Raw genomic sequence first — 19,283 nt, forward strand, 5'->3', positions numbered from 1 at the left:
AGTTATATTTTATTAAACAGGACTTTTTTTATTGGGGACCAATCCCTTTTTGATTCTTTTATTCTTTAATGACTTTAGAATCCGCTTTATTCTTGATGATAAAAAACAGTAGTTGAGCTACCAGTAAAATGACCATAGCAATGATTTGCATATGAACTACCGTTTCTAGGTTATCATGATATAGCATGATCAAAGCAACTTGAGAGAAGCCTAACAATCCAGATAGTATTACGGGCGAGAATTGATTTAATGATAAAAAGTAGTAAGCGAATATATTAGATACTGCAAATAATGAAGTTGCTAAGGCATACTTCCATAACAAATGTGCAATAGACAAATAAGCATCACCGAACATTAAGGTGATAATCAAGTTCGGAAAAAGAAAACACACAAATACAATAAAGGTAGACAAGCCACCAATAAAGAATACATACTTAAACAGCACCGGAGCCGTTGGCTCGCCATCTTTTTGTTTCTGAATGACTGTTGGCATTAATAGCATTACAAACATCCAAGCCACAAAGTACACTACCCTACCTATCAATGCCAATGATGAATACAAGCCAGCTTGTTTATCATCAAAGTAATGCTTGACCAATAAAATGTCACTATTGTTTATTATGATCTGGGTAAGTTCATAACCAGCAGTAAGACCAATGAATATCCAAACCTGCTTTAAATCTACCGCGGCTAACTTATCTTTAGAAAATACCTGAACACCTTTAAAATCTGACGGAAAAAGTCCGAACACAAAAGAAAGTGCGATACCAGTTGCAATTAAAATACCCGGTTCAAAAGGCACCAAAAGCAAAAGGGCAAAAGTAAGCAGTAGTCTACTCCACATTTCCGTTTGGTAAGTACCTGCCAATTTTCCAAAATCATGCCCACCTTGAAATCTTCCTCTATTTACACTCATAACAAAGTACAAAGGTATAGCAACCGCAAAAATCATAAACATATAATGATTTTGGGTATTGAACAGTTCTTGAAGATTCTTGGAAAAAATGAGCACAAGAATACCTGTAAATACACCAAATATCAATGCATACCTATACATGGTATTCTTAAAAGCGACCCACGTATAATCTGTAAATAAAACCGCAAATTTTGTAGTCGCCAATTGAAATGTCATACCAACAAAAGAAAGTACTAATAGCAAAGTGACCAATAATGCAGCATCTGCAAAGGCTTCTGGACCTAACAACCTACCTAGCAGTAGATTGTAAAGGTAATTTCCGCCATTTACAAGCAAAGCACTACCCATAAACAATTGTTTAGAGGAGATTCGCTTTAAAGCTAGTTTAATTGCTGTCATTTTGATAGGGTAGTTTTTGGTGGTTATGAGGTGTTATTATCTATATACAACCGCAATTTTAGCAAGTTGACCAACAATTTTCACTGAATCTTTCATGGATAGTTTAGATCCATCAGCGTGTATCCATCTTTTAAGAGGCTGTTCACAAATGAGCTTAATCGCTTCATTTTTACCATAATGTTTTCTCATACGAATAAACATCTCAACATCGAACAACCACTTGGTAATAAAAGGTTTGTTGAAGAGTAATGGTACTACAGAGCGGTCCATTACTTTGGCGCCACACTGTGTGTCATTAAAAGGCATTCGTAAAATAGTTCTAATGATTAAATTAATAGTCATACTAATAATCTTACGAGCAGACTCTTTGGTGATATCGGCACCCATTCTACTCATTCTTGAACCACTAACGATCTTAAAATTTGACTTATCAAGCGTTTCTACCAAATCATCAAAATCTCTAAAATCGGTAGAGAGGTCAGCATCTAAAAAGCCTATATAATCTAATTGTGTGTCTTTAGCCATATGTAGCATACCTAGACGAACCGCCTCTGCTTTACCTCCATTTTTCTCACAATCATATATACTAATATTGCTTTCGTTCCCTTTTTTCAACTCTTCTAATACTTCAAGAGTTTTATCTGTACTACCATCGTTTACAAAACATAGGTGGTAGCCCAGATTACTATGTGCAAAATCTCTGAACTCTTTACCTAAAAGACGTTCTTCTTCATTATAACAAGGTATAACTACACCAACACAGTTTTTTTGTAACATTCGACCACTGCTGGTGGGTTCTATCTTCATTTCAATAACTGGAGCACCAATAAGTCTTTTTATACGAGCGGACATTTCAGATAAACTCACGGGTTTCTTCATATAGTCATCAATACCCAAGGTAAAGCCATCCATAATAATAGCTTCTTCGGTATTTCCTGACATCACTAAAACCGGTGTATTATTTCGGTCACCACTTTTAATATGTCGTACGACCTCTAACCCAGAAATATCGGGCATATTAATATCTACCAGAACTAAATCTGGCTCAAAAGAATCATATAATTCTATTCCTTTTAATCCAGAATCAGCAGTCTTTACATCATAGCCTAATTCGGTAAGTCGTTTTTCAACAGACAGTAATATAAGTTGCTGATCGTCAATAGTTAGTATTTTCATGTTTTTTATTAGGTAAGATTTAACTTACATATAACGTAATATTTTAAAAAAATTGTAAGTTTTACAAAATAATCAGAAAAAAATTTTTACTACAATTATCGTAATCAACTGATTAATAACATAAATAAGAAAAAATAAAATTTTTTCTTATTGTAGGAATTTCACTTAAGAAATCTAACATCTAAATTATATGGAGTTTTGAAATTTTTACAAAAAAAAAGAGGGTAGCTAACCACACTACCCCCTTTACACTAAACCTAACCAAAAACTTAAGACATTATTTCTTTTTCTACTAAAGGTACATCTAACGTAAAACCTTTAGATTTTGCTAACTGCAAAGCTTTAAAGTATTCAACATACATTTTTGTAATTGCTGACATGGGTAGTGAACAAGCCGCTTTATAATTTTCTTTGGCCAAATACTTTCTATACGAGTCATGTTCAAGAATATTCTCAATGGCGTCTGCCAAAGATTCGACACTTTCAGGCTCAAAAAATTCGCCTTTATAACCTTTCTCTTTAACCAGAATGCTAAGATCTCCTAAATCTGGTAATGCAACAGCTTTACCATAACTACCTGCTTGGTGCAATACACCAGAACTGCCTGTGGTAGATGTATAAGGAAAAACAACAACCGCGCTTTCACCAAATAGTACAGGAACATCTTCTTCAGCTACATAACCTGTAAAAAGTAATTGATCAACATTTGCATATTTATTTTTCATACTATCTAAATACCCTGGGGTATTAGGACTATCTGTACCGGCAATTACAATTTCAATGTCCTGTTTGGTACGTTGTCTAATCAGCTCTACCGCTTCAATCAAAATATCTACCTTTTTATAAGTACCGAATTTTCCAAAAGCCATTACTTTTTTTGGTCCAGCGGGTAATGTAAAATCAGGCTCTAGTGGAGTTTCAAAAGAACCATGTGGAATTAAGGCTACATTTCTAGATTGATATTTTTGTTCTAATATGGTTTGGTATTTACTAATGGTAACCGCAACAACATCGGAAGCCAAAACAAATCTTGTTAATACATTTCCAATACCATTATAAACCTTCTGCATTAGCTTATTAGAAGTAATACCAGCATTCTCCAAATCTACTTGCTCTAAAATATTATGTAGCAATGATATAGTAGGTATACCTTTTAATTTGCATATTAGTGGTACCATTAACCCCATTGCAGCAAGTATTTTTTTATCTCCGAATTTTAAAAACTGAAGATTGAAAAGGACAGCATCGGGTTTTGTTTCTTTAATAACACGGTTAATCTTGAATATGTTTTTGTAATCATTAAAATTCCAGCATTCTTTTACAGTAATCTTACATCCTTCTTCATTAAAAGCAAGATCCTTAGCACCCTCGGTCTTGTCAGTAATTAAAACAATTTCCGTTACTTCTTTTTGAAGTCTAAAATGTCTTACTAAGTGATAGCCGTATTCGGTCAATGTCACTTTACTTGGCGGATAAGCGGTTACAATTGCAAGTTTCATAGGTTAAGTTTTAAATTCCCTTGGGTTAATTCTGATACAAATATCCAACTAAGACAAAGGTTATTGGGGCTATTTTGGGTGGATGAAGCGTTACTGTAGACGAATGGGAACAATAGCTCGTTTAACTAAACCAGAAGTATTTACAAACATGAACATCAGGTACTTACATTCAATATTATCATAACTAACTAAGGTAAGAATAACATAAAATTAAAAGATTGGTAATTTCATAAAACCATTCTCAGCCCTAAATGACAATATATCTATTCGAATATTTTTAAAATAAATACCTTCCTGATTCTAACCAAATTTGCAGAAATGATATCATTTTACAATAAAGCGTTTAAGCACAAACACAGTCACCTTCTTTCAATGCTGTTATCCCCTATTTATAATAGAGGGTACTATTTTATTCTTACAATATTGAAATGGACTAATAAATTTCAATAATTACCGTTAGGTATTTGTAGTATTAATCTGACTTTTAAATGATTCGTAAAGTAGTATTTCTTATTCTTATAACCTCTAGCTTTCTAAGAGCACAGTCTGATATGACCAAAGGCTTTGGTTTATTGGAGAAAGGTGATTTTCAAGAAGCTGAACTTTTTTTTGGTGAATACCTTAAAACCGACCCTAATAATAAAACTGCGTTACTTTGTTATGGACGAGCTGTTGGACTAAGTGGAGAACCCAAAAAGGCAACAGGTCTTTTTTCTGACCTTTTAGAAGATTACCCTGGCGATTTTGAGATATTGATCAACTACAATGAATCTTTTTTATGGGCTAAAGAATATGAACAGGCTAAACCCTTGTACGCAGATTTAGTTGAAAAATTCCCTACTAAATTTGGTGCCGTATTAGGTTATGCAAATACATTGAGTAATTTAAAAGAATATAAATCTGCCTTAAGCTGGGTTGAAAAAGCGATAGCATTACAGCCAGATAATGAAAGTGCAAAAGTCTCCAGAAAATTTATGAGGTTAGGTTATGCCAATGCCTATGTAAATAACCAACAGTATGGTAAGGGAGAGCAGATACTTAAAAAAATATTTGAAGATTTCCCTGAAGATAAAGATGTACTCATCAACTTGGCTAATCTTTATCTAATTACAAAACAGGCAGACAAAGCAAAGAACATGTATGTTAGGTATGCCACCACTCCAAAAGATTCCATTACCGCTTTAAATGGTATTGCTTTGGCAGAACATTTAGATGAAAATGACAAAGAGGCGCTAATTATTGCTAAAGGCGCAACTGTAAAAGTGGATAAAATTGATGACGTACCACTTACTGAAAACACTTACGATCGTTACGTACAAGCCTTGATCTGGAATAAAAAATTTATACCTGCCCGTAAAAAAATAGATAGTTTAGAAGCCCATTTTCCAAATAGAAATTGGATACATGCCTTAAAAGCTACTTTGGGGCTGTACACTGGTGATTCAAAAGCAAGTGTAGAAAGTTATGACAGAATTTTAGTGAACGACAGTGCTTCTTTTGACGGTAATTTAGGGAAAGCAAATGCCCTGTTTGCATCAGATAAGATTATACCAGCGTACAATATGGCCAATCAAACTTTAAAATTTTATGAAAATCAAAAAGATGCCAAAGGTTTTATTGAGAAGTTGAATATAATGCATACACCAACAATCGAAGAGCATGCCGCTTACACTTTTGATAACGGTAATAATACCGCCTTTTATACAAATACTACCATAGACGTACCTTTCTCCACCAAATTTAGAACAACAGTTTCTTACTTCTTTCGATCCACAGAAAATACGGTTACTGACAATAAAGCGACATCGCATGTAGCACTAGTTGGTTTACAATATAAGATTTTTCCGAAAACGATTTTAAAGACGGTACTCGGCTTAAACAATTCAAGGTTTTCAGATGACGCCTATACACAACCTGTTTTAGATGTTAAATTAGATTTACAACCATTTAAATTACAGAATCTAACACTTGGTTATCAAAGAGAAGTACAAAGTTTTAATGCCGAATTAATTGAACAAGAAATTGTTCAGAATCATTATGGTTTAAATTACAATTTAGGCACTAATGTTAACTTTGGTTGGTATACGCAATTAATGCACACACAGCAAAGTGACGATAATATTAGAAATTTATTATTTACTTCTCTATATTATAACGTACTTAAAAAACCAGCTTTAAAAATGGGTATTAATTACCAATACATTACTTTTAAAGAACAAGTACCTACCATTTATTTTAGTCCTGAAAAATATCAGGCTGTTGAACTTTTTGCCGATGTACGTGGTAAAATATCTGAGAAAACAACCTACATAGCAAGTGCCGCTACCGGTATTCAAAAAGTTGAAGATGACCCTAACACAAATATATTTAGGGCAGAAGCTTCTGTTCAACATCAGTTTTCTAAGCGTTTTAGTCTAAACGTTTATGGTAAATACAGCAACATTGCCTCTGCGACCGCTGCTGGTTTTGAGTTCACCGAAATAGGTTTAAAGGCTAAATGGTTGTTTCTAAAGAAACCACTTTTTTATAAAAAATTGGATTTAGAGTAGTCAGAATCCAATATTCAATTACAAATTTTTATACCGTTTCAAACATCTTTATTCGATAAGATATTTAGCGGACTACAAAAATAGAAATTCTTACAAAAAATTTCCATCTTATATTAAAATCTATAAATCTTATTAAAAACCTTGCTAATACCATCATTAATGTAAGAAAATTACTTAATTTAGCGTAAGAACAGAAAGCATCCCCTGCACTAGAAATACTATTGGAAATGAGCCTATAAATGTGCTTATATGTGGAAGAGAGTTTTAAAATTGTTTATTGGCCTTTATGTGCCACTTTTTGCGCTTACCCTTTTTTTATATCACTCTCAAAAGGCAGAACAAATTGATGCTATTATGGAGCGTCAGATTCGTGCAAACACGATGAAGAAAGATTCTTTTAAAGAAAAGTACTATTCTTTTTTACGTAATACCCAATATTGGGCCAGTTTAAAATATCCAAAGAATTTTGATCCTTTAGCAGAGCATTCTTCTTTCTTAAATGCATATCTAGAACTTATTGAATATATAACTATTTATGATCAATTTCGCTTTATAGATTTAGAAGGAAAAGAATTTTTTAGAGCCCAACGGGTAGGAAACGATACTCTTATTATTAACCCTTTACAAGATAAAAATCAACATACCTATGTTCAAGCAGGGTTACAATTAAAAAAAAATCAAATATATCTTTCTCAAATAAGCTTAAATAAGGAAAATGGGAAAATTGAAAAACCGCATAAACCAGTAATGAGAGCTGTGGCTCCTATTTTTGATATTGATGAAAATCAAATTGGTTTAGTGGTCATCAATTTTAAAATGAAAAAAATTCTAGACCAAATAAAAGCCAAAGTTGAAGAAAAAAATATTTATTTATTAGATGAGAATTTTAAAGTTATAACAGCAAGTACCATAGAAGAAGATTTACCCTATGAATCTGAAAATAAAAATAGGTACATAGACGGTATTTTAAACACCAAAGCAATAACTCATATTCGAGACAGCACTTTTGTTGAAAATGGTCATATTTGGACGCAGCAATCCATTAATTTAAATGGAGCGACATTTACGTTTGGTTCTCAATCTAACCTACCTACAGAAGTAATAACCCAGTCTAATTTGCTTATGGCTTTGGAAGTTCCTCCCAGAGTAGTAAAAGCCGAATTACAACCTTTATTTCGAAGTCTGTTGATATTTAATATCATTTCTATAGCAGGTCTTCTTATGCTATGCTATGTATTTCAAAAAAAGAAAATAGAAAAAGAACTTTTCTACAGAGAGTTAGAAAGTAAGAACATTTTATTAACCAGAAGTAAAGACAAGTTAGAAGAGAATAACGTTATGGTCAATGAAATGAACAATAGCTTAGAAATTAGAAATAAGCAATTGAGTGATTTCAACTATTTGATTTCTCACAATCTACGTTCACCGGTAACTAGTATGTCTGTAATTGTAGAAATGATTCAGAAAGAGAAAAACCCAGAGGTATTACATCAATTATTACCTAAACTTGATGATGTTGCCAAAAGCATAACTCATTTAACTGAAGACATCAACGACTATGTATCTATTCTCGATAATAAAGAGATAAAAATAGCAGACATAAATTTGGAAGAACTAATAGAAGAGGTGAAACATGAATTTACAGAAACACTGTTGAACAATAGTGGTTTTGAAGTACGGCTAGACTTGAAGGGATGGAATCATATTACCTATTCAAAACTCTATTTGCAGAGTATTGTACATAATTTTATTTCTAATTCGATAAAGTATAAAAGAGATAACGTTGATTCATACATTGAGTTTGAATCTGCCCTGGAAAACAACCAAAAAGTGCTATATGTTAGAGACAATGGTATAGGCTTAAACCTTAGTAGACATGGTGAAAATGTCTTTAAATTATATAAAAGATTCCATAGAAATATCTCTGGAAAAGGAATGGGATTATTCTTGGTAAAATCTCAATTAGAAGCATTGAATGCAACAATAACAATAGATAGTAAAGTAGGAGAAGGAACTACATTTAAATTAATATTCGAAAAATGAACACGAAACCAAACATTTTGCTAGTCGATGACGACGAATTGTATTTATATTTAATGGAAAAAACCATCCATCAATTATCAAAAGAATTGGTAGTAAGCACTTTTACAGATGGTGAACAAGCTGTAGAGTATATATCTAACTGTACCAATGAAAAAATAGAGTTACCTGAGGTCATATTTTTAGACATTAACATGCCCTTTTTAGATGGTTGGGGGTTTTTAAATGAGTTTAAAAAACTCAAATCAAAAATCATTAACAACATAAATATATATATGGTAAGTTCATCTATGCGCGATAGTGATATTAAAAGAGCTTCGCACTTTGAAGAGCTAACTGGGTATGTAGTCAAACCAGTTGACAAAGTTCAATTAGCAGAAATATTTAAAAAGATTTATCACGAAAATTGGTGAAAAAGATTTTCTTGTCTTAAGCCTTAAAGCAAATTTAATCGCCTCATTAATTCTGGACGATTAGAGCGACTAATAGGTACAACATTTTTGGCAATCAATACACTATTGTCTTCAATATCAATAATTTTGGTAAAGTTGATAATGTAAGAACGGTGTATCTGAAGAAATAACTTTTCTGGTAATTTCTCCTTTATTTTCTTTAGGGTAGTATGTACCCTGTGTTCTTCTTTCTCTGTTTTAACATCAATATAATCTCCTTTAGCTTCAATGACCAAAATTTCATTAAGCTTCAATTTTATCAACCTTCTATCAATATTTATATACAAGTCTTCGCCCTCTGGAGAATTTTGTTGAGATGCTGGCATCTGAGCCTGTGGCTTTTGAGCAAGACTGTTTTTAACTTTATCTATACTTTTCTCAAAACGTTCTAATGTAATTGGCTTCACTAAATAATCAACAATACACTCATATTCATAAGCTGCTATTGCAAAATCGGTATCAGATGTGGTCATGACCACTTTGGGAGGGTTTTTAAGGGTCTGCACAAAATCAACACCACTAAATCCTGGCATATGTATATCTAAAAAGATAACATCGATAGTGTTCTGGTTTAAAAACTTAATGGCAGATATGGCATTATCAAATTCTTCAATGACATCTAGCTCTGGAACTTTTGAACACAGTTGCTTTACAATTGCCCTAGCCATTGCTTCATCATCAATAATAATACAGTTCATTTATATGGTTTTAATATATTCTTCAATAGTATCTAGAACTTCATTAAACTCAGATTTACTATCGTGCTTACCTTCCAACAATTCCATCTCATAGGCAACGGCTAGTTTATAAGAATTTTGCATGCCCAAAATATTAAATTTGTGCTTCAATTTATGAACAATTTCTGCAGTTTCTTTGAACCTGGCATTAGAAATGTGTCCAATATATTCTTCTTTTTCTAGGGGAAATTCGTTTTTGATTATTTCTATGAACTGACCTCTGAACTCAACATCGTCACCTGCAAGTTCGTCAACATAGTGTAGGTTTGGTTGTTCTATCATAAATTCTTTTTTAAAGTTATAAAAAATGTAGTTCCTACATTTTCTTCAGACTTCAACCATACACTACCTTCATAAAGAACCGTAATTTTCTTTACAATTGCAAGTCCGATACCTGTAGCGTTATTACTGGTTTCTAATTTTTTAAACATTTGGAATATGCCATCTTGGTGTTTTTTAGGTATTCCCTTTCCATTATCTGAAACACTGAACTTCCAAAACACCTCATCAGGTTCATAACCAATTTTAATTTCCCCATTTGCTAAATGTTCTGTAGCCGTAATGGCATTTAAGAACAGGTTCATGAACAATTGTTCTAACCGTTCTTTCTCAAATTCCATTTTAGGTAAATTCTCAGGATATTTAAACGTTAAGTTGTCAGGAACAAAAATTGTTTTTTCAATATCCCTTAAACTATCCTCTAAAAGAAATGTTATACGTTGCTCATTGGTTTCACCCATTGTAGCATGGTTGAGTATACCCGTAACCAACTTATCCATTTTTGTAAGATTGTCAGATACTAATGAGCAGTTTTCCTTACTTGCTTCAGAAAAATTATCTTTTTCATCTTCCATTATCCAATTCATCAAGGCACTAATATTTCGTATTGGCGACCTTAAATCATGCGATACCATTTGGGCATAATTATTTAAAGATTCGTTCTGGTTTTCTAGGTTAGTGACCAACTTATCTTTTTCACTCGTCATCTCGGAAACCTTCAATGCTAAACTGCTAATGTAAGATGCAAGCTCTTCTGTATTTAGCTCATCTTGAAAATCAATATCAAATGATTGATCTTCATTTAAATTCTTCCTTAAACTTCGAATGGCATCTTCTAAAGAGACCAAAATACTTTTTTGCTGTAAAGCTTCTTTTTGCAATTTTTTATTAGCCTCAAATAGTTCGTCAGAACTAATGGTAGAGGCTCTATGAAGCATAGAAAATTTATCATCATAATTCTCATATGATTTTTCTATAGCTTCTAAAAAACCATCCATTTCTGGATGCTCCCTTAGTTTAGCAGGTAAGTATTTTCGTATTTGTCTTTTTAAAAGAGAATGCATTATTCACTGAATAAAGTTAGTGTCATGGTCTGATTGTGCAATTTACAACTATCTTGCCCACTAAAAGGTGCCATTTCCCCATATGAATAAAACCCACTTATTACTGTGTTATCCCCTACTACCGCCTTCACTTCCTCTAATTCTTCTTCTGTTCGTTGGTCCATCACTAATTTTCTACCAATACAACTAATTAACAAAGCAAGTTCAGGAGAGCTCTTTCTGTCTTTCATAGCCAATTCTGCTGCATGAAAAGCTCCATTTACTATATCATCTACCGACGACATCATTAATTGCACTCTAGCCCCTTCAGGTACATCTCCTGCAAGTGTCATCGTATTTTCTTTTTCATCTATATTCAAAATAGTTCGTACCAAAGGATCTGAGTCTTCTGTTGCTTTTACACTTAATGGATAAAGCAATGCAGACTTTGGTAGTTCATCAGCTTTCTCACCTAAATAGGTTTTATAAAGGTCTAATGCGGGTTTATCATCAAGCTCGAAGAGAACATTTCCCTTAGACTTTGTAATAATACGTTCTGGCCCAAAGGTGGTCCACCCTCCGTAATTGGCACTAGAAATTTCTAAGGTATCGCCATAAAAACCTATGGCGACAATTTCACCCTCTTTTGGGTTTTCGTTATAAGATGCAAGGGTACGTTCAAAACGATCATCATCGCCACATAATCCACCAGATAAACCAAAACTTGTATTTTCTACGTGTTCAACACCTTCGATTAGTGCACTACCATTTACCGTACTTCCTTCAGAAATAACGAACAAATGCTTTAAATTCTCTTTTGGAAACTGAGATTTCAATCTCATTCCCATTTTTTTATCATCATTATTATAATCGGCTACATTGCATCGTTTTACAACAATAGCACTTTTTTCAAATTCAATAGCTGTCAATACTACCGTGCCTTCTAATACTTTATCCTCAATAATTTCTCCAGATGTAGTACCAAAAACGATATGCCCATCAGGAAAAAGCTCTCTTACTTCATTAAAAATATGTTCACTTTCCAATAGATATCTATTACCAAAAACCAATACTAATGGCTCTTTTAATTTTGTGGTGCTTTGAAGTACAAAAGACTCATTAGCCTTTTTTATTGCTTGAACTATTTTCATATGAAGCGTTATTAATTGTGGTCTTTTTTAATTGTAAAATGGAATTGGGTTCCTTCACCAACAACACTATCTACCCAAACCTTACCTTGGTAACGGTCAATAATCTTTTTAACGATAGATAGTCCAATACCCGTTGATCGTTCATTATTACCGATGGATTGAAAGATGTCGAATATCTTCTTATGATACTCTTCTGGGATACCAACACCATTATCTCTAATAGTAAATTGCCAAAATTCGCCATCATCTTTAAATAGCACTTCAACCAGCCCTACCTCTCTTTCAATATGCACAACGGCATTACCAATAATATTTTGAAAAACTTGATGCACCTTAATTCTATCTGCCATAATGGCAGGTAGCGTTTCAGGCACGACTAATTTTACGTGCTCAGGAATAAATATGGTTTCTCCAATATCTGATATTACCCCATTTAAATCTACTTTAGAGTCATCTAAAGCTGAACTATTAGCTGTAGAATATTCTAGAATACCGTGGATCAATTTATCCATAGAGGCGACTTTCTCCTGCATCAATTCAAGATTCTGTTTACCACCTTCATCTAACACATCTTTATAATCGTCACTTAACCAAGTTGCCAATGCACTTATACTTCTAAGCGGCGATTTAAGATCATGGGAAACTATGTGCGCGTACTCTTGTAAACCTTGGTTACTGTTCTCTAGATCTTTTACTAATTGTTCTTTTTGAAGTTCTAGTGTTTTTTGCTCTGTAATATCCATGGTAATACCAATAGATCCAATTACCTCATGATCTTTACTATAACGTGGTGCAACACTAATCATCCAGTACCTTTTTTCTCCAGATTTTGTAATTACTTGCACTTCATAAGAGTCTGATTTCCCATTTGCACGGGTCTTAATATGTTCGGCAACCTTATTTTTATCTTCAAAACTTACAAAAGATTTAGCATCTGTATGAAGCAATTCGCCTTCTTCAAAGCCGATCATATCACAAAAGCTTTGGTTTACCAATTGAATTACACCTTCTCGATTCGCTTCTAATAAACCAAGGTTCATATTGGCAATGATACCACTATACTTTTCCCTTTCTGCTTTTAAACGCTCTTCTGCCTCGACTTGCTTGGTGATATCTTCAACCATCATTACGATATAGCTGATTTCTTTATAGATATTCCTAACTGCACTCACAGATAGCTTCACCATCAATTGCTCCCCATTACTTTTAATAAATCTCTGGTGAATATTATATTTATCTATTTCACCGTTATTAAGTTTTGCTAAAAGCTTGTCGGCTTCTTCTAAACTTTCTGCATCGGTAAAATCCTTAACGTTCATGTTCATAAACTTATCATAGGAATATCCTAACAATGAAGTCATGGTATGATTGACCTTAATAATACTATTTACATCTGCTAAAATGATACCTAAAGGTGAACTATTAACGATAATATCTAATTGGCGCTTTTGTTCCGACAATAACTCCCTAACTTCCATTTCTTGGGTAATGTCCCTTACTATACCTTGTGCAGCAATCGGTTTTTTATCTTTATCAAAAACCAAACCAGCATTAATTTCGACCCACTTTTCAGCACCGCCTTTAATTAAAATTTTGGCTCTATAATTTTTAAGCATACCAACTTCTCGCAGGCTACTAAAAGATTCCATGGTATATTCCATGTAATCTTTATGTACCAGTTTCCAAAGATTGATCTCTTCTTTATTATTATCGAACCCTAAGAAGTTTTTTGCAGACTGGTTCATACTTATCACATTATATGATAAATCCATCACCACATAAGGGTCTATAATATTAATAAAAACACCATCTAGTTCAGAGGTCTTTTGGCTCAATAAATTTTCTAGCTTATGATTAGACTCTCTTAAATGACTAGCAACTTCGTAAAGCTCATGAGACTTTTCCTCCAGAATTCTTTCGGCTTGCTGTCTTGCCTTTTTTTGCCTTTCTAGGGCTTTCTTAAGAAGAGTAACTTCTTTACTATCCATGTTGTACAACGTCAAATTTTACTTCGGTACCATCATCCTTAAGTAATTCGTAGGTAATATCTGCCTTACCGTTAAAATGCTCAAATGCTTTTTCAATAAGACCATGAGCCAATCTATATAATCCTCTAGAAGAAGAGTATATCATTGAAATTGAATTATCGGTCTTTTCTAAAATTTTGAATGTAGGCAGTTCAGCCTCAGGATAAAGCTTTTTTACATGTACATGAATATGGTCTTCTATAGAATATAGTAGACCAATTGGTGACAGGTAACTTTGAATGACTTCTGGGTGTGCATTTTTAAGACTTGAGAATAGATAAAGTCCAAATGCATAAATCAAATCTCCAGCTGGTAAGTCTACCTCTTTACTTAATTGGGTAATCAATGCCACCATTTCGTTAAATTCGTAGGTGGCAACAGATGTGTAAATTCCTTCTGAAGGAAGATTTGACTTTTCAATAATATTATCAACAGTTTCTAACCCGAACTCGGATTCGACCATTTCTAAAAACTCCGTGAATACTATACCTTTCATTTGAGAACATTTGATTTATTATCAAACGTAGGAAAATTAATACAGAAATGAAGGAAAATGTTGTGAAATGCGCTTTTTTGTTAGCCTTTCACTAGTTGATTAACGGTCCAGTACTCTAAAACAGCATTTAACTTATACTCATAATCCTCATATTTTAAAGGCTTAATTACATAACCTGCTATACCAACTTCATAACATTTTAGTAAATCTGCTCTATTTTCAGATGTGGTTAAAATAACTGTAGGTAAATAACGCAATTGTTCATCTGCCTTTAAAATAGATAGAAATTCAATACCGTTCATTCTTGGCATATTTAAATCTAACAATATAATATCTGGTAATTTTTCACCAGAACGTAAATATGTTAATGCTGACTCGCCATTTTTGGCTTCTACGATATTATGCTTTAAATTAAGTTTAGAAACTGTACGTTTCAACTTCATTACTTCTATTAAATCGTCTTCTATTAAAAGGATGTCCATTGTTGTCTATTTTTGATACTACAAAGGTGGAAGATTAGTTTTAAATAATTTGACCAGTATAGACGAATGTCAATTAAGTGTCGGTGAATGGTAAATACATACCGTTGAGCATTTAGCGGTTTACTTAAAATGTACGGTCAGGATCAAAAGCAGCTATATCCATAGACGTCTTATAACCAGACAATAACTCTGCAATTAACTTACCTGTTGCGGGTCCTAAACTCCACCCCATCATTGCATGACCTGTACCTATCGTTAAATTCTTAATTTTAGTTGATTTGCCAATATAAGGCAAGCCATCTGGTGAAACCGGTCTTAAACCTGTTTTTACATTTTTAATTTCAGTTTCGTTGATTGTCAAATCTGGATAAAAAGAATGGGCTCCATTTGCAATGGCCATTACGCGTACGTCTCGTACAATGTTATTATTGCCAGAAAACTCCATGGTACCTGCAAATCTAGTAAACCCGTTCATGGGCGTAACCGCCATTTTAGATTCCATTAAAATAGCCGGTATTGAAATTCCCGTATCACGCTCTACATTAATTCGATACCCCTTACCACCTTGCAAAGGCAGTTTTAGTTTCATTTTTTTAGCAAGTTCCCCACTCCATGAACCTGCAGCTAATACTACCTCATCTAGTTGATAATTATCCTTATCTGTAATAACTTCTATTATTTTGTTGCCTGAGCTCTTTATATCAACAACTTCTTCATTTGTTTTAATGACGACACCTTCACCTTGAAGGTATGCCAGCAATTTGGGCATAATTTCCGTTGGTGTTGTATGGCCATCACATTCATAATGTATAGCTCCTTCTGCAGCTATGTTTACGTTAGGTTCTAGCTTTAGCAATTCTGACTTGTTCAAATCAGACACTTCTAGTCCTTCAAAGGCTACCCTTTCCGCAACTTGCTTTTCATGTAGGTAAGCAGCTTCAGTTTTGTAAAGCATTAGAAGTCCTTTTCTTTCAAGTTGAAAATCACCCAAATCTCCAGAATTTTTAATATCGGTGAACAATTCTCTGCTTATTAGGTTAATTTCTTTTATTGCCGGAATTGCCTTTTCAACCTTTTCAGGTGTAGATGATTTATGAAAATACCAGGACCATTTTAAAAAATCCGTATCTAATCTCGGTTTCATGTAAAACGGACTAGCAGAATTGAACATCATCTTAATACCTTTAGCTATCATACCTGGCGATGCCAGTGGTATAATATGACTTGGGGTAATGTAACCTGCATTCACAAATGATGCGCCAGTAGTTATGTCGCCTTTATCAATGACCGTTACTTCAAAACCTTCTTTATGTAGATAGTACGCAGTACTGAGCCCAACAATTCCTCCTCCAATAACAACAACACTTTTCATTTTCTGTATATTAAATTACTTGAAAACCGTGAGCGTACGGATCATCATCATCAATAGTAATCGTATTCTGACCATATATTTTTGCCCACCCTTTTATACTAGGTACTACAGCAGGGATACTCGCTAAAGTAGTTTCTTTTTCTACACGACCTATAAATTGAGACCCTATGAAACTTTCATGTATAAAATCATCACCTACTTTCAATTTTCCTTTGGAAAACCATTGCGCCATGCGGGCAGATGTTCCCGTACCACAAGGAGAGCGATCAATAGCTTTATCGCCATAGAACACAGCATTTCTAGCAGTAGCTTTATCGGATATTGTTTTCCCCGCCCACAAAATATGACTCACATCTTTAATGGTTGCATTTTCTGGATGTATAAATAAATCAGGATATTTCAGATTGATTTTTTCCCGAATTTCTTGACTGAACTGAATTAGGTGATTGGCAGAATAGTCTTGTATACCGGTAAAATTCTTTTGTGAATCTACAATGGCATAAAAATTTCCTCCGTACGATACATCAAAAACCAATACACCCAACGCAGAAGAGTCAACCGTTAGTTCGGTAGCTGCAAGGTAAGATTTTACATTGGTCAATTTTACCCAATCAACTTTTTCTCCGGTTTGCTGGTATGTAATATGTACCAAACCAGCAGGAGTTTCCATACGAACTTCACCAGGAGTTTTAGGCTGTATCAACCCCTCTTCAATACCAATGGTAATGGCACCAATAGTTCCGTGACCGCACATGGGCAAACATCCGCTAGTTTCAATAAACAAAATACCGAAATCATTATTTGGGTCGCTTGGCGGATAAAAAATACTACCGCTCATCATATCATGACCTCTTGGTTCAAACATCAACCCTTTTCTTATCCAATCATAATCCCTTAGAAAATGCTGACGTTTCTCGCTCATAGTAACACCAACTAAATCTGGACCGCCTTGTTTTATAACCCTAACAGGATTACCACAAGTATGAGCATCGATACAAACAAAAGTGCTACTGGCCATATTAAGAGTGTGTTATATGTTTCAGTTTTTAGTGTATTCCCCTTCTACCAATCGGGTAATTTTAAAAGGGTTTTCATTTTGCAGAGCCAATGGTAATAATTTATTTGGCCAATCTTGAAAAGAAACGGGACGCACCCACCTTTTAATAGCCGATGTACCTACAGATGTAAAACGAGGATCTGTAGTTGCAGGAAACGGACCTCCATGGACCATAGAAGAATTAACCTCTACACCAGTTGGTACACCATTGAACAAAATTCGCCCTACCCTACTCTGTAAAGCATCTACAACGCCAGAATTATTCTCTAAATCTTCTTCAGAGCCTAAAATAGTTCCTGTTAACTGCCCTTCTAGATGATTTAAGATAGCTTCTAATTCACTCGTATTCTCACACTCAACTACTACGGAAAATGGTCCAAAAACTTCTCTATGTAATTTTGTATTTGCCAAAAAATCTGCACCACTCACTTTTAAAATCGATGGTTTAGCAGTATTCGCATTTGTATCCTTCTTATAATCGGCAGTAATAGTTACTCCGCTCTGTGCTGACAATTCCTTTTTACCTTCATTATACTTTGCATAGATGTTTGGATGCAACATGCAAGTAGGCTCCAGTTTTACTATTTCTTCTGATAATGTTTTTATAAATCCATCTAACTTATCTCCCTTAACTGCCAACACCAAACCAGGATTGGTACAAAACTGACCAGCACCTAAAGTAATTGAAGAAGCATATTTAGTTGCCCAAGCATCACCATCGTTTTCTAAAGCTGATGGTAATACAACCACTGGGTTTATACTCCCCATTTCTGCAAATACGGGAATAGGCTCATCTCTTTCATTTGCCAATCTATACAATGCCGTACCACCATTTATACTTCCAGTAAAACCAACAGCTTTTACTTTTGGGTGTTTCACCAATTGTTGCCCTACTTCTATACCGCTACTGTTCAAATTAGAAAATACACCATTTGGCATACCCGTTTTCTCAGCTGCCTTAATAATAGCAGAAGATACCAGTTCACCGGTACCAGCATGCATTGGGTGACTTTTTACAATTACTGGACAGCCTGCAGCAAGAGCACTTGCCGTATCTCCCCCAGCTGTAGAAAATGCCAATGGAAAATTACTTGCACCAAAGACCACCACCGGACCTAGAGGAAATAGCATTTTTCTAATATCAGATTTTGGCATGGGTTCTCTATTAGGCTGTGCTTTTTCAATAACAGCCTCTACCCAAGAACCGTCTTTTAATAAATTGGCAAAAGCACGAAGTTGCCCCATGGTACGTCCACGCTCACCTCTTGCCCTACCATCTGGTAAACCCGATTCCTTACAATAGGTATATATTAGGTCATCTCCAATTGCTTCAATTTCATCGGCAATAGCTTCTAAAAACCCTGCCTTTTTAGCTCCTGAAAAATCTTTATATACTTTAAAAGCGTTTGTTGCCAAATCAACGGCTTCATCAATTTCGTTAGCAGATGCTTCGTAGAATGTCCACTCTGTATCCTTATTTTGTTTAGGATCAAAAGTCTTAAAAGTTTTATTTCCTTTCTTTGAAGATTTGCTCCCTATTGCATTTGTACCGCTTATCATTTTCTATATTTATGGTGTTACTCAAAAGTAAATAAAGATGCTGAAACA

The 19,283-nt window shown here is 34.1% G+C and carries 16 protein-coding genes; 3 read left to right on the top strand and 13 right to left on the bottom strand.

What is annotated here, in order from left to right; genetic code table 11:
* Positions 1 to 58 precede the first annotated feature (58 nt).
* From ACJJVP_RS00155 to ACJJVP_RS00165, 3 genes are all read right to left on the bottom strand, one after another.
* Complete coding sequence (locus ACJJVP_RS00155) at positions 59 to 1,315, bottom strand: sugar isomerase (protein WP_405409814.1); 1,257 nt, start codon at positions 1,313 to 1,315, stop codon at positions 59 to 61.
* Positions 1,316 to 1,351: 36 nt separating this feature from the next.
* On the bottom strand, positions 1,352 to 2,491 hold the full coding sequence (locus ACJJVP_RS00160) for a response regulator (RefSeq protein ID WP_405409817.1): 1,140 nt from the start codon (positions 2,489 to 2,491) through the stop codon (positions 1,352 to 1,354).
* Positions 2,492 to 2,760: 269 nt separating this feature from the next.
* On the bottom strand, positions 2,761 to 3,990 hold the full coding sequence (locus ACJJVP_RS00165) for a glycosyltransferase (RefSeq protein WP_405409819.1): 1,230 nt from the start codon (positions 3,988 to 3,990) through the stop codon (positions 2,761 to 2,763).
* A 488-nt stretch (positions 3,991 to 4,478) separates the two neighbouring features.
* Between ACJJVP_RS00165 and ACJJVP_RS00170 the strand changes: the two genes are divergently transcribed.
* The 3 genes from ACJJVP_RS00170 to ACJJVP_RS00180 all read left to right on the top strand — a co-directional run bounded on the left by ACJJVP_RS00170 (position 4,479) and on the right by ACJJVP_RS00180 (position 8,992).
* On the top strand, positions 4,479 to 6,539 hold the full coding sequence (locus tag ACJJVP_RS00170) for a tetratricopeptide repeat protein (RefSeq protein ID WP_405409821.1): 2,061 nt from the start codon (positions 4,479 to 4,481) through the stop codon (positions 6,537 to 6,539).
* Positions 6,540 to 6,788: 249 nt separating this feature from the next.
* Positions 6,789 to 8,582: an ATP-binding protein gene (locus tag ACJJVP_RS00175; protein WP_405409823.1), complete on the top strand. Its 1,794-nt coding sequence runs from the start codon at positions 6,789 to 6,791 to the stop codon at positions 8,580 to 8,582.
* Positions 8,579 to 8,992: a response regulator gene (locus ACJJVP_RS00180; RefSeq protein WP_405409825.1), complete on the top strand. Its 414-nt coding sequence runs from the start codon at positions 8,579 to 8,581 to the stop codon at positions 8,990 to 8,992. Before ACJJVP_RS00175 ends, ACJJVP_RS00180 begins: the two co-directional genes overlap by 4 nt.
* A gap of 23 nt (positions 8,993 to 9,015) precedes the next feature.
* On the opposite strand, the gene ACJJVP_RS00185 is transcribed toward ACJJVP_RS00180, so the two are convergent.
* The 10 genes from ACJJVP_RS00185 to ACJJVP_RS00230 all read right to left on the bottom strand — a co-directional run bounded on the left by ACJJVP_RS00185 (position 9,016) and on the right by ACJJVP_RS00230 (position 19,235).
* The gene (locus ACJJVP_RS00185) at positions 9,016 to 9,729 is read right to left on the bottom strand and encodes a LytR/AlgR family response regulator transcription factor (protein ID WP_405409828.1); all 714 of its coding nucleotides are present in this window, start codon (positions 9,727 to 9,729) and stop codon (positions 9,016 to 9,018) included.
* Entirely contained in the window at positions 9,730 to 10,050 is a 321-nt protein-coding gene (locus tag ACJJVP_RS00190; protein WP_405409830.1) for an Hpt domain-containing protein, read from the bottom strand.
* Positions 10,047 to 11,111 (bottom strand): ATP-binding protein, encoded by a 1,065-nt coding sequence (locus ACJJVP_RS00195; protein ID WP_405409831.1) that lies wholly within the window; start codon positions 11,109 to 11,111, stop codon positions 10,047 to 10,049. Before ACJJVP_RS00195 ends, ACJJVP_RS00190 begins: the two co-directional genes overlap by 4 nt.
* Entirely contained in the window at positions 11,111 to 12,241 is a 1,131-nt protein-coding gene (locus ACJJVP_RS00200; protein WP_405409833.1) for an FIST signal transduction protein, read from the bottom strand. The genes ACJJVP_RS00195 and ACJJVP_RS00200 overlap by 1 nt, the downstream gene beginning before the upstream one ends.
* 11 nt (positions 12,242 to 12,252) lie before the next feature.
* Positions 12,253 to 14,229: a PAS domain S-box protein gene (locus ACJJVP_RS00205; RefSeq protein ID WP_405409835.1), complete on the bottom strand. Its 1,977-nt coding sequence runs from the start codon at positions 14,227 to 14,229 to the stop codon at positions 12,253 to 12,255.
* Positions 14,222 to 14,764 carry a heme NO-binding domain-containing protein gene (locus tag ACJJVP_RS00210; RefSeq protein WP_405409837.1) on the bottom strand — a complete coding sequence of 181 codons (543 nt, stop codon included), beginning with the start codon at positions 14,762 to 14,764 and terminating at the stop codon, positions 14,222 to 14,224. The genes ACJJVP_RS00205 and ACJJVP_RS00210 overlap by 8 nt, the downstream gene beginning before the upstream one ends.
* A gap of 80 nt (positions 14,765 to 14,844) precedes the next feature.
* Positions 14,845 to 15,246, bottom strand: coding sequence for a response regulator (locus ACJJVP_RS00215; RefSeq protein WP_405409839.1), 402 nt, complete (start codon positions 15,244 to 15,246; stop codon positions 14,845 to 14,847).
* Positions 15,247 to 15,370: 124 nt separating this feature from the next.
* Positions 15,371 to 16,618, bottom strand: coding sequence for an NAD(P)/FAD-dependent oxidoreductase (locus ACJJVP_RS00220; protein ID WP_405409842.1), 1,248 nt, complete (start codon positions 16,616 to 16,618; stop codon positions 15,371 to 15,373).
* 10 nt (positions 16,619 to 16,628) lie between these two features.
* On the bottom strand, positions 16,629 to 17,636 hold the full coding sequence (locus tag ACJJVP_RS00225; RefSeq protein ID WP_405409844.1) for a 4-hydroxyproline epimerase: 1,008 nt from the start codon (positions 17,634 to 17,636) through the stop codon (positions 16,629 to 16,631).
* A 21-nt stretch (positions 17,637 to 17,657) separates the two neighbouring features.
* Positions 17,658 to 19,235 (bottom strand): aldehyde dehydrogenase (NADP(+)), encoded by a 1,578-nt coding sequence (locus ACJJVP_RS00230; protein ID WP_405409846.1) that lies wholly within the window; start codon positions 19,233 to 19,235, stop codon positions 17,658 to 17,660.
* Positions 19,236 to 19,283: the final 48 nt, after the last annotated feature.

It is taken from the genome of Maribacter sp. Asnod1-A12 (genome assembly GCF_045063735.1).
Classification (GTDB): Bacteria; Bacteroidota; Bacteroidia; order Flavobacteriales; family Flavobacteriaceae; genus Maribacter.